The organism is Dysgonomonas sp. Marseille-P4361 (genome assembly GCF_900343125.1).
GTDB lineage: Bacteria > Bacteroidota > Bacteroidia > Bacteroidales > Dysgonomonadaceae > Dysgonomonas.
The window spans coordinates 395,418-410,346 of record NZ_OPYL01000003.1; the positions used below are offsets into that span (position 1 = coordinate 395,418).

A 14,929-nucleotide genomic window follows, 5' to 3' on the forward strand; every position below is an offset into this window, starting at 1 on the left:
AATAATAAAAGACTAAGTATAAAAAATTTAAACTCAACTTTTCACCTAACAAAAAACCTACTCTCGCTTGAAAGTAGGTTTTAATATTTTCAAAAAATAGCCTTATTAGTTATTTTCTGGTCTTAGTTTACGAACAACTTCTCCTGTACGCCACATTTCGCTTTCGCGAAGCGCTTTTAGTTCTTCTTCTAGTTTCTCGCGATAATCAGGCTGAGAGTTTGTATCAATTGAGCGTTGAGCTTCATTACCACATGCCACTTCTTTATAAAGCTTTTCGAATACAGGTTTTGTTGCATCATGGAAAGGTCCCATCCAATCTAAAGCTCCTCGTTGAGCTGTAGTAGAACAGTTTGCATACATCCAGTCCATACCATTCTCTGCAAACAAAGGCATCAAAGACTGAGTCAATTCTTCTACTGTTTCGTTAAACGCTTCAGATGGAGTATGTCCATTTTCACGCAATACTTCATATTGAGCAAGAAGTAGTCCTTGTATAGCTCCCATCAATGTCCCACGCTCACCAGTCAAGTCTGAGTATACTTCACGTTTGAAGTCTGTCTCGAATAAATAACCCGATCCTACTCCAATACCCAAAGCAACAACTCTATCTTTAGCACGACCTGTTGCATCTTGGAATATCGCATAACTTGAATTCAATCCTCTACCTTCTAAGAACATGCGACGAAGACTAGTACCAGATCCTTTAGGTGCAACTAGAATTACATCTACATCTGCCGGAGGAATAATACCTGTACGTTCTTTGTAAGTAATACCAAATCCATGAGAGAAGTAAAGAGCTTTACCCGCAGTTAAATAAGGCTTAATGCGAGGCCATACTTCTATTTGAGCAGCATCAGATAGCAAATACTGAATAATTGTACCTTTTTCTGCAGCTTCTTCTATTTCAAACAATGTTTCTCCCGGTACCCAACCATCAGCTATGGCTTTTTCCCAAGTTTTACCACCTTTACGTTGACCAACGATTACATTAAACCCATTATCTCTCAAGTTCAATGCTTGTCCAGGTCCTTGCACCCCATAGCCAATAACAGCTATAGTTTCGTTCTTCAAAACTTCTCTTGCTTTCTCTAAAGGGAATTCTTCACGTGTAGCTACTTGTTCCACTACACCACCAAAGTTCATTTCTGCCATTTCTGTCTAATTTTTAGTAAGTTTTAATTATTGTAATATTCTTGTTTCAATCTTAAAATGTTATTTCCAAGTTATTCTGGAAGAACAAACTGTTGTATCTCCGTCTTTCATCTCCAAGATAAATACATCTTTACTTTCTTCCCGTTCTAATATATCCAGTTTTGAACCATAAAGCCCTTCAGAAATATAGTTAATCTCAATTCGTCTAATTTCTTTCTCTATAAACATCTCTATATCGAATACATCAACAAAATGCTCTATATATTTCATACTATTCAGATGCTTGTTTATATCCACATCGCTATAATTGACTACAAATTCTGTAGCTTTCTTATAGTTATCTTTCAATAAAGGAATTTTCCCCATACCCGCAATAGGATTTTCTTTTTCAAAAATATAGTCGGATAGTCCTTCCAATTCTAAAACATTTGTAGGTTTTCTGTTTGTAAGATCTATCGATGCCCAAAGCGATTTGGCATATCCAATAGAGTTACCTTCTTCATCTTCGAAAGCAAAATAACGCTCTGTTAAGATTCTGTTTACAGAAGCTACCCAAGTCTTAATAACCATTATTGTATCATTCTTGGGATATTCAAACACTTCTATAGCCATACGGGACAACACCCACACACGCTGCTTTGAGGTCATTGAAGAATAGCCAAAGCCACGTTCTTCTGCATGTTTCGTTGCAGCTTGCAACATAAATCCTCCTATCATAGGAAGTGTTGCCTTCCCTCTAAAGTCTGTTAAATATGCATCTATACCAAATTCGTATTTACCTACAGGTTCAAACATTTATCTTTTATTTTTTGTGTAATTATTCTAAGTTTATATTTTCTTTCAATTATTTACAGCCTTACGCTTGGCGTCTATTTCTTCAAGCATATCACTCAATCGTTCAATTTTGGACTTTGTTATAGCCACACGTCCCGAACGTATAAATTGCAATACACCTATTGTCTTACTCAATTCTTCAAATAGTTCCTGAGTTTCCTGATAGTGTCCTGTTTTCTCTAAAACAACACTATTTTCGTTTATATCCAGGATACGAGCATTATGCTTGCGAATAAGCTCTTCAACAGATTCTATCTTCAAAAATTCTTGAGTAGAAAGCTTATACAATGCGATTTCCTGATGTATCAATTCCTCATTTGTATTAAAATAAGATTTCAGAACATCTACTCGCTTATCTATCTGTAAGACTACTTTCTTTACAGTCTCTTCATCACAGAATACTGTCACCGTAAATTTGTGAATTCCCTCTAAAGCAGAAGCTGACACTGATAACGTTTCAATATTCAACTGACGACGTGTAAAAACACTTGTAACCTGACTCAAAAGTCCAACTGTATTTTCGGAAAATATAGTTATTGTATATAATGTTTTATCTTGCATAATATTGGGTTTTAATATCAATCTGTTTTTATTAGGTAAACTATCCTGAGATATCTGAAGTTTCTGATTCTATCAAAGTCCATTTTTCTCCATCAAATTTATATGTCTGCTCATAAAGATTGCCATGCCAAGAAGTGTAGGTAGTGGTAGTACTGTCAGTATAATTAATATCCGGCAATGTGTATACATCATCTAATATATCTGTAGGAGAATACATTTCTTCGTCAGGATTATATAGCCAAAACATGAATTTATTGGGTGGATATGATGGGATAAATTCCATCATCGCTATATCGGGATAACCATCAAAGTTAAAGTCTTCCTGATAAACTGCATAAGCTGACTCTACGGGATGTATATCTAGTGTAAAACTCGCATTTATCTCCTTATTCTGTATATACAATTCTGTAATATTTAGCGATACATACCCCGATTCATATGTTTCTTTCTTGAGATCTACCCTAAACTCGAATTGAGGATAGCCCTTTTCATAATAATTCACTATCTCAAATGGCAGAATACGAATACTATCTACCGAATGCCATGTACCTGTTATTTTACCACTTTCATAGTTAAACGTCCCTTCAAAATAAGCCCCATTAGAAACATATACACTTTCTTGTTCATTATAAATAGTTTCTTCCAACCTTACATTACTATCATCTATTTTTCCTTTTAGTAATATTTCGTCTTTTTTTCCTTTGTAACGATAAAAGCCATCGACTTTACCACTATCGACTGTAAAATTCATTGTAAATGCATATTTCCCATCAATCTCTCCTTTCATGTAATAAGAAGATATTACTGGGATATGCGTTTTTTGTAAATATTCCACTTTTTCTTCCTCCATAGGAGCAGCTACTAACTCCTCATTACCAAAGTCACTACTAGCTGCTTCTTTCTTTAGCTTCCCTCCATTGCAAGAATACTGAAAAATTAATAAGAACAGAGAGATTAAAAAGATATATTTTCTACAACGTCTATTCATTTCCCAGCATTATATTTGTCACACAAGTTCCAGCAGGAACCATAGGATAAACCATACCTTTTGTTTCTACTTGCACATCTAACAAATACGACCCTTTGTAAGAAATCATTTCTTCAATAGCTTTATCTAGTTCTGCTCTATCCGACACTTTCTTTCCGGGTATATTATATGCTTCTGCAATCTTTACAAAATCAGGATTATTCATCACTGTTTCAGAATACCTTTCATCAAAGAAGAGTTCCTGCCATTGACGTACCATTCCTAAGAAGTGATTATTCAGCAAGATTATTTTCACGTCAATTCCGTATTGCATAATCGTACCCAGTTCTTGAATCGTCATCTGAATACCTCCATCACCTACAAAAAGGCAAACAGTACGATCCGGAGCACCGTATTTAGCTCCAATAGCAGCAGGCAAGCCAAACCCCATAGTTCCTAATCCGCCTGAAGTAACAACACTACGGCTTTGTGTATATTTAAAATAACGAACTGCCATCATCTGATGCTGACCAACATCGGTTACCAAAACAGCTTTATTATCAGTAGCTTCAGAAACTTTATTTATGACTTCTCCCATTTTTAGCTGACCTGAAGTAGGATACAATTCACTATCAATGACAGCATTATATTCCTTATCATAACATGCATTAAACTCTTTCAACCACTCTGGATAAGTTTTCTCTTGCAATTGAGCTGTTATCAAAGGTAAAGTTTCTTTTACATCACCCAACACTCGTGCAGCTACAGGAACGTTTTTTCCTATTTCCGATTTATCTATATCTAGGTGAATTACCTTTGCTTGCTTCGCATAGGTATTCAAATCTCCTGTAACTCGGTCGTCGAAACGCATACCAATAGCAATCAGCACATCACATTCATTGGTTTTCTGATTAGGGCCTACATTCCCGTGCATTCCTAACATTCCTACATTCTGCGAATGATTTGAAGGTACTGCCGAAAGGCCTAATACTGTAGAGGCAATTGGCATCCCTGATTTCTCAACGAAAGCTAACAATTCTTTTTCAGCATTACCTAAGATAACACCTTGTCCGACTAAGGTCATCGGCTTCTTAGCTTCATTTATAATTTGAGCCGCTACTTCTATTTCAGATTCTTTCACGTCCGGTTTAGGTTGGTAACTACGGATAAAATTGGTTTTCTTATATTCGTAATTATCTACTATCCCAAATTGTGCATCTTTCGTTATATCCAGAACCACCGGACCTGGACGCCCTGTAGAGGCAATATAAAAAGCTCTGGATACAGCCCATGCAATATCCTCGGGGCGACGTATCTGGTAAGCCCATTTTGTAACAGGTTGCATTATGCCAACAACATCTGCCTCCTGAAACGCATCGCTACCGAGCAAAGACGATGCAACCTGACCTGAGATTACAACGATAGGTGTACTATCTATCATCGCGTCGGCAATACCTGTCACTGTATTTGTTGCTCCGGGTCCGGATGTTACTAGAGCAACTCCTACTCTACCCGATGTGCGGGCATATCCTTCAGCTGCATGGGTAGCCCCTTGTTCGTGACGAACCAAAATATGTTTCAATTTATCCTTGTAATCATAAAGACTATCAAAGACTGGCATTATCGCTCCTCCCGGATACCCAAATATGGTATCTACTCCCTCACTTAAAAGAGATTCTATAAGAGCTCTACTTCCTGTTATTTTGTTATCCATTATTATTTAGTTTTAATGTGATAGCAGATTATTTATTTTTATATTGAGTTGTTACAACTCACTTATCTAAAAGTGTACTTTCCTGTTGCAACATCTTTTTTTATCTTATAATATCTAGGTCTTCTTAATCCTAAACTCATTAAGATTTTCTTTTCATAATACTTATATTTTTCTTGGAATGTATTCTTCTTCCAGATCAAAGGTGCATCTTTCCATAAAGACAAAGATTTGTATTTCAAATACTCTTCCTTCATAGGGTGCATACAAGTTTTCATCCAAGGTTTATCAGCACCTGAGTAATGTATTATAGCCGGATCTTCTATCGCTTCAGCAATCTCTTCTCTATTTCCTAACCTTTTTGTTCTACGTCTATAATAATACTCATGTACATTATATTTTACAGGCAAAAGTAATTTTGTATCATACAAAGTGCCATTCAGGATATCTTGATCGTAGAAAAACAATTTACCTTCTATCTTTTTAAAATAATCTAGAAAAACAGTTACCAGATCATGTTTCCTCCAATATTCAATATTTATAAAAACTATTCCGGCATTGAAATATTTGTAACTCTCATCGTATCCTAAAAATTTAAATATTGAAAACTTTTGGCTGCTTGCATACAAATCTTCTATTCCTGCAATTGAATAATTTTCAATATCTATTTGCCATAAATCAGATAAATCCTTCCGAACTATAACATCACAATCGAGATAAATAACTTTCGTCACATCTTCAGGCAAGATATCTCCTAAGAAGAGTCTCATATAAGTAGCTACACTCATATATTGAGAATCAAACACCGAAAAATTATAGGACTCTATAAAATCTTTCTTTAACTCATAGAATTTAAACGTAGCATTATCATAGATGGAAGAAATTGAGCGCAACTTATCTTTTACACTCTCAGCTAAGTCCATACTTACAATATGGAATACGAGTGAGCTTTTTTTATTATTCTCCAATATAGAGGTTATTGTTACCCCGCATGGCATTGCATAATTATTATCTGTACAAAGGACAATATCCATTTCTATCTCAACTCTATTTATTCTATAATTCTAACTCCACCTAAATCTGCAGAACTCACCATGCTTGCATAAGCTCTTAATGCCTTAGAAACAGTACGGTTTCGATTTGGTTTGAATGCATCTTTACCTTTAGCCAATTCTTCTTGACGACGCTTTTCAAGTTCATTGTCGGATAATCTAACATTTATAGAGCGGTTAGGAATATCAATATCTATAATGTCTCCATCACGCACCAAACCAATAGCCCCGCCCGAAGCTGCCTCCGGAGAAACATGCCCGATAGAGAGACCTGATGTACCACCCGAAAAACGTCCGTCCGTAATTAAAGCACATTCTTTTCCTAAGTGTCTGGATTTGATATATGAAGTAGGATAAAGCATTTCTTGCATACCCGGTCCACCTTTAGGCCCTTCGTATGTAATAATAACTACATCTCCAGCCACAACCTTTCCTTTAAGGATTCCTTCACAAGCATCATCCTGAGAATGGAAAACTTTTGCTGTACCCGAAAACTTGAATATGCTTTCGTCCACACCGGCTGTTTTTACAACACAACCATTTAGAGCAATATTCCCTTTCAGTATAGCTAATCCTCCATCTTGAGTATAGGCATGCTCAATATCTCGGATACAGCCTTCTGTGCGGTCAGCATCTAAAGTTGGATAATAGTTATCCTGAGATCCCATAACCAGGTTAAAGCGATTTCCCGGTGCTGACTTATATAGAATTTCTGCATCTTTAGAGACACTAGAAGATGTTATATTATATTTTTCTATCGCTTGAGCCAAAGTTAAACCATCAACCCTTGATACAGAAGTATCTATCAGCTTGGCTTTTTCCAATTCTGCCATTATAGCAAGAATACCTCCTGCTCTGTTTACATCTTGAATATGATATTTCTGCGTATTTGGAGCAACCTTACAGAAGCAAGGAGTTTTGCGCGAAAGTCTATCAATATCATCCATCGTAAAGTCGACCTCTGCTTCCTGAGCGATAGCTAACAAGTGAAGGATTGTATTCGTAGATCCCCCCATAGCAATATCAAGAGTCATCGCATTTAAGAAGGCTTGTTTTGTTCCTATATTCCGAGGAAGGACTGACTCATCCCCATCTCTATAATATCGATAGGCATTTTCTACAATTTGTTTTGCTGCATCTTTGAATAGCTTTGATCGATTAGCATGTGTAGCTACAACCGTTCCGTTACCAGGCAAAGCCAATCCTATAGCCTCATTCAGACAGTTCATCGAATTTGCCGTAAACATTCCCGAACAAGATCCACATGTAGGGCAAGCTGCACGCTCGATCGCATTTACCTCTCTGTCAGAAACCGTATCATCTGCAGCTTTTATCATTGCATCGATAAGATCCAGATGTTTATTATCTAACTCTCCGGCCTCCATAGGACCTCCAGAGACAAATATTGCAGGAATGTTCAGACGCATAGCAGCCATCAACATACCCGGGGTGATTTTATCACAATTGCTAATACAAATCATAGCATCAGCCTTATGTGCATTTACCATATATTCTACGCTATCGGCAATCAGATCTCTAGAGGGCAAAGAATATAACATGCCATCATGCCCCATTGCAATTCCATCGTCAATAGCGATTGTATTAAATTCAGCTGCGAAGCATCCTAAAGCCTCTATCTCGGCTTTTACTTTCTGACCTATTTCATGCAAATGGACATGCCCCGGAACAAATTGTGTGAAAGAATTCACTATAGCGATCAATGGTTTTCCCATTTGTTCTTCTTTCATCCCGTTGGCTCTCCATAGAGCTCTTGCTCCGGCCATACGGCGTCCTTGTGTGCTAGTAGAGCTTCTTAGTTCAAATTTCATACTCAAATGTTGTTATAAAAAAATAGCCTTTCCCACAACGAGAAAGGCTTATATTTCATTTAGTCCTTATAATTTATTCATTATAATACATACCTTCCTCATCTATTCTGCTCGACGAGGAGAATATCAAGAATAAGAATATGTAAAAAACAATTTGTCATATTTTTGTTGTCAATGATATCACAAAGTTATAAACTTTTTTTTATTATCAAATTTTATCATTCTTTTTTTAGCTACAGCTTATAAAAAAAGTAACAAGGCGTAACAAATTAGGACATTTTCTCTTAGAGAAGAGAGATTACCAAACTTAGAATCAAGCAACCTCTCTTTTCTTTATTTATTCTTTTCTTCAATCTTTTTTATTTATCCTCATCGAATAGAATGAACGATAAACAAAGACCAAAGCTACAACTAAGAACCCGACTCCTATCCAAGAGCTATAATCGCTCAACCCATCAGAAATAGCAATCTCTACTGCTAATAGTCCAAACAATGTTGAGAACTTTATTATTGGATTAAGTGCTACCGAAGAAGTATCTTTATAAGGGTCTCCGACCGTATCCCCCACTACTGTTGCCTCGTGGAGTGGTGTATTGCGTTCTTTTAGTTCTACCTCCACAATCTTCTTCGCATTATCCCACGCCCCTCCGGCATTAGCCATATAGATAGCCTGAAATAAACCAAACACGGCTATAGAAATAAGATAGGCCACAAAGAAGTTAGGATCGATAAAGGCAAAAGCCAAGGTTATAAACAATAGAGCCAAAAAGATATTCCACATGCCTATTTGAGCATATTGTGTACATATTTTCACAACAGCTTTGGAATCTTCTATATCAGCCTCATCCTTATTCAGATTTATGTTCTGTTTTATATATTCAACAGCACGATATGCACCTGTTGTAACCGCTTGCATAGATGCTCCCGAGAACCAATAAACCACAGCTCCACCACAGATAAAACCGAGAAGAACCGGAGCTGCTATCAGGTCGATATTCAATATTCCTAGTTTCTCCAACACCAAAATAATAGAGAAAATCATGGTTGTTGCTCCAATTACCGCAGTCCCAATCAACACTGGTTTTGCTGTAGCCTTAAAAGTATTACCTGCTGAGTCATTCTCTTCCAGATATTCTTTTCCTGCTTCGAAGTCGGGGGTAAAACCAAAATCTTTTTCTATTTCTTTATCTATACCAGGTAGATCTTCTATCCGGGAAAGCTCAAATACCGATTGAGCGTTATCCGTCACCGGACCATAACTATCTACCGCAATTGTTACCGGTCCCATACCCAATAGTCCGAAAGCGACCAGCCCAAAAGCAAAGATAGATGGATGTAGCATCAACTCCCCTAAATCCTGTATGGATATAAAATAAGCTAAAGCCATAAGGAAAGCAATTGTTAATCCTTTCCAGAAAGCGCTGAAATTACCGGCAACCATGCCCGACAAAATATTCAACGAAGCTCCACCTTCGCGTGATGCGATTACAACCTCTTTCACATGACGGGACGACGAACTGGTAAAAGCCTTGGTCAGCTCTGGAATAACAGCAGCAGCCAATGTTCCGCAACTAATAATAGAAGCTAGTTTCCACCAGACACCATTATCCATATCTTTCAGCATAAAATAGCTAGCTACAAAAGTGGCACAGATAGACACAACAGATGTAATCCATATTAATGAAGTCAATGGAATTTCAAAATCAAATTTCAGAACATTCTTATATTTAGATGTAGCAATACCTTGATTGATGTAGTAAGATAATATTGAAGTAAATAACATTATCAGACGCATCACAAATATCCATACTATAAATAGTGCCTGATATTCTACATTCAATACAGCTAATATAATGAATGAAATAAGTGCAACACCTGTTACTCCATATGTTTCAAACCCATCAGCTGTTGGCCCGACACTATCCCCTGCGTTATCTCCCGTACAGTCGGCAATAACACCCGGATTGCGAGGATCATCTTCTTTTATATTGAAAACAATCTTCATCAGGTCGGCACCGATATCTGCAATCTTCGTAAAGATACCTCCGGCAATACGCAAAGCCGATGCACCTAACGATTCCCCTATGGCAAACCCTAGTAAACAAGCTCCCGCCATATCACCGGGAACGAACAAAAGAATCACCAACATCATTATCAACTCTACAGTAATCAGCATCACCCCTACACTCATACCCGCCTTAAGCGGAATATTCACTACATCCCAAGGACGCTTGCGCAAGGATGCAAATGCTGTTCGAGAATTAGCAAGTGTATTGATACGAATACCATACCAAGCCACTCCGTACGATCCTAGGATACCCAAGACTGTCCAGAAAAGAACAAATGCAAGGAACGTAGATCGGCCAACTTCACCTTCAACTACAATATCAGGATTAGAAAGAAACCCGAAATAAATAAGCATGACTGCTGATATAATCAACAACAGATAAAAGAGAAACCTTCCTTGCTGCAACAAGTAGGTTTTACAGGTCTCAAAAATAGTTTTTGACACATTAAGCATCGATTGATGCGCTGGCAACCTTTTTATATCAAAATACTGAACCAGACCGAATGCTATACCAAGCAACAGAATTAAAAGCCCCCACAACAAGGTATAATATCCTTCTCCGAGGTCAGGAACTTTTAAATCTGCTTCACTTGCCATAAGGCCTAGAGGAGCCATAATAAAAACAAGAAGCAATAATTTTTTCATAGATATAATTTAAATGGTTAATACTTTCAAGGCTTTACAGTTAACAACAATCGTAAATATAGAAGAAAAATAATAAAATTTGCCATACACACTTGACAATTTTACTTTGTTTTTTGATCGTATTGCCTTTTTATTAGAACAAATCAGTACCCTAGTACAATATATAAAACAGGATTACAGCGTAAAAAAGAGGCACCCTTTGTCTATCTTAGACACAAAGGGTACCTCATAAACTTATAGATAACAGATAGCAAGTACGAGGTCTGAAACCTCAGCACATAAATACATTACAATATATCAGGCAATTCTTCTTTAGGAATTTTATCTTTCACCGCCTTTAGCCAAGATTCTTTATTTTCACCCCAAATTGCATATTGATCTTCGGTCAATATTCCTTTTACGTTAGTGTCTAACGAAGCATCAATAGTTTCAATATCTTCATCTGTCAATGCGACTGTAGTAAAAAGAGACAGAGCGTAGGCTTGATTAAAGTCGGCTATCGAATCACTTTGCTCTTCTGTCAATTCTAGAGCTTTTATCATTTCTGTTGTCAACTTATCTGCAGCTTCTTTTGCAGCTTTCTTCTTGCTATCATCCTGAGCTAATAGCACCATTGTTGTTGAGAATAACATTGTAAATAACAATATAATTCCTCTCTTGATTGCGTTTGTTTTCATAACCTAAAATTTTTAATTAATAAACTTTCGCCCATCGGAATTAAGTTCCATGGTTTATTATTAAAACACGAAACAAACGCAAAGTATTATTTTCATCACGAAGATTTAATTTTTATTGATTTCTGCGCATTGCAAATATTATTCTTTCATAAACAAAAAAAATAAGTCGTAACCAATAATAACAAAAATCAATTTTCACACTTTAAAAGAGAATTTAAGGGAAGAGCGTCTAAGCAAGGCTATACAATAATCCTTATTTTCAAATCACGTTTTGTTATAGTCCTCTTCCTAACCTCCACTCTTGCTAAGTCTTTAATCTGTTTTACGACATCACTGTAATTTACTCCAAGAGCTTTACATATTACATACCCTGAAAGCTCTGAGGATTTGCTTAATCCATTAGTATCTTTAGAGTTCTTAATGTGCATCCTTGCTGTATTTACGGATATATGCATTTCATCCGCTATTTCATCCGCCTGCTTCCCTACTGCTGTAAACATTAATGCTAAAGATTCTTGGCGCGTATATCCATCCTCTTTTAATGAAGTTAAAAGTCCCTCTAAGTTTATTCCTATTTCTGTTTTCATAATTTTTGATTTATTTGTTTTCATTTTAATTTTATTAATACAATATAATTTTCATAATAACCATTAATGATATATTTTTACTCAAACAATTAATATATATTTGTTCTATAAATCCATAATGAATATTTATTACAACAAATATAGGGCACATTTTCATAATAAGGCTAAAACAGAAGTTAAATATTTATAAATGAACATATATATTTATTAATTTTAAAATACAGAATATGAACAAGCAAGAAGAACTTAACAAACTAAAAGAAGTTACATTTAATTTAATAGACGAAATGAAAGGACAGTTATCCGAGAGACGTATTTCTATAGATGCTGGAGTTTCCCCTACAACTCTTTTCAATTGGCGAAATGGTATCACTACACCTACTTACACTTCCTTAAAGAAAATATACGATTATTTAAGCATTTTTAAGGCTAACATGCAAAGGATAGAGGGCGGATTTTCAGAGACATCACTAAGTAGTGCAATAAAAGAAACAATTTCAACAGAGTACTCACTAATACCCATGGTAACTATACGGGCAAAAACAGGATATTCAACAGACTATTCAAATAATATCTATTTAGATTCTTTACCCAAAATACCTGTCAGAATAGACAGAGAATATAAAGGGAAATACTTAATCTTTGAAATAGAGGGAGATAGTATGAATGACGGGTCTGCTGATTCTTTATTCAGTGGAGATCATGTATTATGTAAGAATATAGGTAAAGAGCATTGGAGATACCCACTACCAATAAGAGACTGCTTTTTTATTATAGTCCATAAAACAGAAGGAATTATTGCGAAAGAAATAATAAAGCATGATGTAGAAAAAGGGATTATCACATGCCATTCTTTAAATATGCTATATGGCGAAGATTTTGAAATACACCTGCGTGATGTTGTAGAATTATACAGTATAACGGAACTAATCAAAAGACCTTTAAGAAAGTAACATAATAAAAAAAGAGGCCTTAAGCAGCAAAGCCTCTTTTTCATTATTTGTGCACACGGCGAGACTCGAACTCGCACGGGATAACTCCCACTACCCCCTCAAAGTAGCACGTCTACCAATTTCGCCACGTGTGCATACCCATAAACAAAAAAATGTGACATTTGCCACATTTGAGCGAAAGACGGGGCTCGAACCCGCGACCCCGACCTTGGCAAGGTCGTGCTCTACCAACTGAGCTACTTTCGCAATTGAGACTGCAAATATATAGGCTATTTTTAATTTTTCAAAATTTTTCTTTTGATAATTTTCGATTCTGCATTCACTTATTTCTTTTAGATAGCCAATTGAAAGAATTACACCATTTTTCATTGGAATAAAAACTTTTATTCATAACTTGTGTTATTAATTAAAAGTATTCAAATCACTAACAAACAAAATCAAAACTTAAAAAACTTAGAAAGATGGGAAAATTTGAAGTTAAAACGAGAAAAAACGGAGAATTCCAGTTCAACCTTAAAGCTAGTAATGGACAAGTAATTCTTAGCAGCGAGGGATATACAACAAAAGCTAATTGCATGAATGGCATCGAGTCTGTAAAAAGGAACAGCCAAGTAGAAGCTAGATTCGACAAACTAGAAGCTAAAAACGGAAAATTCTATTTCAACCTTAAGGCTACAAACGGTCAAATCATTGGCACTAGCGAAATGTATGAAACTGCTGCTAGCAGAGACAATGGTATAGCTTCGGTTCAAAAAAATGCTCCTGATGCAGAAGTTGTAGAAATCTAATAGCTTATTATGCTCCATAGATAAAATAAAAAAGACCTCAAGTTGAGGTCTTTTTTATTATTTAGAATTATGTCTATTTTACTTCCCATACATCCTTAGTCATCAAATAATCGGTAAGCTTGCGAATAGGATTTTTCGCTTGCACCTCCTTTATTTGTTCCTCAACACAAGTGTCATAATTCGGAGCTTTCACATCTCTGATAACTCCCAGTGCTACAGGTAGCCCTGCTTCGTGCGACATCAGTCCTAATTTTGTATGCAGTGTATTATCTTCGAGAGTAACATCATGTACCAACACATCATCTATTGTGTATCCATCCTCTCCGATTGTTACAGCCTTAAGACTCCAACCATCCATCACAAGACCTTTCTCCTGATTTGCGCCGAAAAGCATTTTTTCGCCATGCTTCAACAAAATTGTACGGTCGGCACGCCATGCTTTATCAACAATATTCTTATGAATATCATCATTGAAGATAACACAGTTTTGCAACACCTCTACAACTGAAGTTCCTTTATGCTTAGCGGCTTCTGTCAAAATATTTGTTGTATTGGCCAAATCAACATCTATGCAACGTGCAAAAAATGTACCTCTAGCACCTAAAGCCAATTCTGATGGATTGAAAGGATCTTCTACTGTACCGTAAGGAGATGATTTGGTGACAAAACCTCGATCAGACGTAGGAGAAAACTGCCCTTTAGTCAGACCATATATTTTATTATTTAACAGCAATATATTAATATCTACGTTACGACGCACTGCATGAATAAAGTGATTTCCTCCAATTGCCAAGCAATCTCCATCGCCCGTCGCCAACCAGACACTCAGTTCGGGTTTAGCAGTCTTCACACCTGTAGCTACAGCAGCTCCTCGTCCGTGTATTGTATGAAAACCATAAGTGTTCATATAATAAGGTAAACGCGAAGAACATCCGATTCCTGATATTACAGCAGTCATATGTGGTTCGATACCTAAGTCAGCCATTGCTTTGTGCAAACAGTTTAGCAATGCATGGTCGCCACATCCCGGACACCAACGCACATATTGATCACTCTTATATTCTTTAGCCTGACGAGCAGAAGCTATTTTCAAATTTGTATCCAT

The 14,929-nt window shown here is 36.4% G+C and carries 13 protein-coding genes and 2 tRNA genes; 2 read left to right on the forward strand and 13 right to left on the reverse strand.

Annotated elements, in window-relative coordinates; all coding sequences use genetic code 11:
- Positions 1-105: 105 nt before the first annotated feature.
- The 10 genes from ilvC to DHU68_RS08125 form a co-directional block, all read right to left on the reverse strand.
- Positions 106-1,152: a ketol-acid reductoisomerase gene (ilvC, locus tag DHU68_RS08080; protein WP_108822462.1), complete on the reverse strand. Its 1,047-nt coding sequence runs from the start codon at positions 1,150-1,152 to the stop codon at positions 106-108.
- Positions 1,153-1,212: 60 nt separating this feature from the next.
- On the reverse strand, positions 1,213-1,947 hold the full coding sequence (locus DHU68_RS08085; RefSeq protein WP_108822463.1) for an acyl-[acyl-carrier-protein] thioesterase: 735 nt from the start codon (positions 1,945-1,947) through the stop codon (positions 1,213-1,215).
- 45 nt (positions 1,948-1,992) lie between these two features.
- Positions 1,993-2,547: an acetolactate synthase small subunit gene (ilvN, locus tag DHU68_RS08090; RefSeq protein ID WP_108822464.1), complete on the reverse strand. Its 555-nt coding sequence runs from the start codon at positions 2,545-2,547 to the stop codon at positions 1,993-1,995.
- Positions 2,548-2,587: 40 nt separating this feature from the next.
- On the reverse strand, positions 2,588-3,535 hold the full coding sequence (locus DHU68_RS08095; protein ID WP_108822465.1) for a hypothetical protein: 948 nt from the start codon (positions 3,533-3,535) through the stop codon (positions 2,588-2,590).
- Positions 3,528-5,231, reverse strand: a complete 1,704-nt coding sequence (ilvB, locus tag DHU68_RS08100) for a biosynthetic-type acetolactate synthase large subunit (protein WP_108822466.1) — start codon at positions 5,229-5,231, stop codon at positions 3,528-3,530. Before ilvB ends, DHU68_RS08095 begins: the two co-directional genes overlap by 8 nt.
- A 59-nt stretch (positions 5,232-5,290) precedes the next feature.
- Positions 5,291-6,259, reverse strand: a complete 969-nt coding sequence (locus DHU68_RS08105; protein ID WP_108822467.1) for a glycosyltransferase family 8 protein — start codon at positions 6,257-6,259, stop codon at positions 5,291-5,293.
- A 17-nt stretch (positions 6,260-6,276) separates the two neighbouring features.
- Positions 6,277-8,106: a dihydroxy-acid dehydratase gene (gene ilvD, locus DHU68_RS08110; RefSeq protein ID WP_108822468.1), complete on the reverse strand. Its 1,830-nt coding sequence runs from the start codon at positions 8,104-8,106 to the stop codon at positions 6,277-6,279.
- 349 nt (positions 8,107-8,455) lie between these two features.
- The gene (locus tag DHU68_RS08115) at positions 8,456-10,819 is read right to left on the reverse strand and encodes a sodium-translocating pyrophosphatase (RefSeq protein ID WP_108822469.1); all 2,364 of its coding nucleotides are present in this window, start codon (positions 10,817-10,819) and stop codon (positions 8,456-8,458) included.
- Between the two features lie 287 nt (positions 10,820-11,106).
- Positions 11,107-11,496 (reverse strand): hypothetical protein, encoded by a 390-nt coding sequence (locus DHU68_RS08120; protein ID WP_108822470.1) that lies wholly within the window; start codon positions 11,494-11,496, stop codon positions 11,107-11,109.
- A 239-nt stretch (positions 11,497-11,735) separates the two neighbouring features.
- The gene (locus DHU68_RS08125; protein ID WP_108822471.1) at positions 11,736-12,107 is read right to left on the reverse strand and encodes a LuxR C-terminal-related transcriptional regulator; all 372 of its coding nucleotides are present in this window, start codon (positions 12,105-12,107) and stop codon (positions 11,736-11,738) included.
- Between the two features lie 203 nt (positions 12,108-12,310).
- Here DHU68_RS08125 and DHU68_RS08130 point away from each other — a divergent pair, with 203 nt between their 5' ends.
- Positions 12,311-13,036 carry a hypothetical protein gene (locus DHU68_RS08130; protein WP_108822472.1) on the forward strand — a complete coding sequence of 242 codons (726 nt, stop codon included), beginning with the start codon at positions 12,311-12,313 and terminating at the stop codon, positions 13,034-13,036.
- Positions 13,037-13,086: 50 nt separating this feature from the next.
- Here the strand turns inward: DHU68_RS08130 and DHU68_RS08135 are convergent.
- A tRNA-Leu gene (locus DHU68_RS08135) sits at positions 13,087-13,170 on the reverse strand.
- A 39-nt stretch (positions 13,171-13,209) separates the two neighbouring features.
- Positions 13,210-13,282 (reverse strand) — tRNA-Gly (locus tag DHU68_RS08140).
- A 215-nt stretch (positions 13,283-13,497) separates the two neighbouring features.
- On the opposite strand from DHU68_RS08140, the gene DHU68_RS08145 reads away from it, so the two are divergent.
- Positions 13,498-13,824, forward strand: a complete 327-nt coding sequence (locus DHU68_RS08145) for a YegP family protein (protein ID WP_108822473.1) — start codon at positions 13,498-13,500, stop codon at positions 13,822-13,824.
- Between the two features lie 73 nt (positions 13,825-13,897).
- On the opposite strand, the gene DHU68_RS08150 is transcribed toward DHU68_RS08145, so the two are convergent.
- Complete coding sequence (locus DHU68_RS08150; protein ID WP_108822474.1) at positions 13,898-14,929, reverse strand: 2-oxoacid:ferredoxin oxidoreductase subunit beta; 1,032 nt, start codon at positions 14,927-14,929, stop codon at positions 13,898-13,900.

Bases quoted from the DNA above. Each gene is read 5' to 3' on its own strand.
- DHU68_RS08115 (WP_108822469.1), bottom strand. From the start codon at position 10,819: ATGAAAAAATTATTGCTTCTTGTTTTTATTATGGCTCCTCTAGGCCTT.
- DHU68_RS08125 (WP_108822471.1), bottom strand. From the start codon at position 12,107: ATGAAAACAAATAAATCAAAAATTATGAAAACAGAAATAGGAATAAAC.
- DHU68_RS08145 (WP_108822473.1), top strand. From the start codon at position 13,498: ATGGGAAAATTTGAAGTTAAAACGAGAAAAAACGGAGAATTCCAGTTC.
- DHU68_RS08105 (WP_108822467.1), bottom strand. From the start codon at position 6,259: ATGGATATTGTCCTTTGTACAGATAATAATTATGCAATGCCATGCGGG.
- DHU68_RS08130 (WP_108822472.1), top strand. From the start codon at position 12,311: ATGAACAAGCAAGAAGAACTTAACAAACTAAAAGAAGTTACATTTAAT.
- ilvD (WP_108822468.1), bottom strand. From the start codon at position 8,106: ATGAAATTTGAACTAAGAAGCTCTACTAGCACACAAGGACGCCGTATG.
- ilvN (WP_108822464.1), bottom strand. From the start codon at position 2,547: ATGCAAGATAAAACATTATATACAATAACTATATTTTCCGAAAATACA.
- DHU68_RS08150 (WP_108822474.1), bottom strand. From the start codon at position 14,929: ATGGATACAAATTTGAAAATAGCTTCTGCTCGTCAGGCTAAAGAATAT.
- DHU68_RS08095 (WP_108822465.1), bottom strand. From the start codon at position 3,535: ATGAATAGACGTTGTAGAAAATATATCTTTTTAATCTCTCTGTTCTTA.
- DHU68_RS08085 (WP_108822463.1), bottom strand. From the start codon at position 1,947: ATGTTTGAACCTGTAGGTAAATACGAATTTGGTATAGATGCATATTTA.
- DHU68_RS08120 (WP_108822470.1), bottom strand. From the start codon at position 11,496: ATGAAAACAAACGCAATCAAGAGAGGAATTATATTGTTATTTACAATG.
- ilvC (WP_108822462.1), bottom strand. From the start codon at position 1,152: ATGGCAGAAATGAACTTTGGTGGTGTAGTGGAACAAGTAGCTACACGT.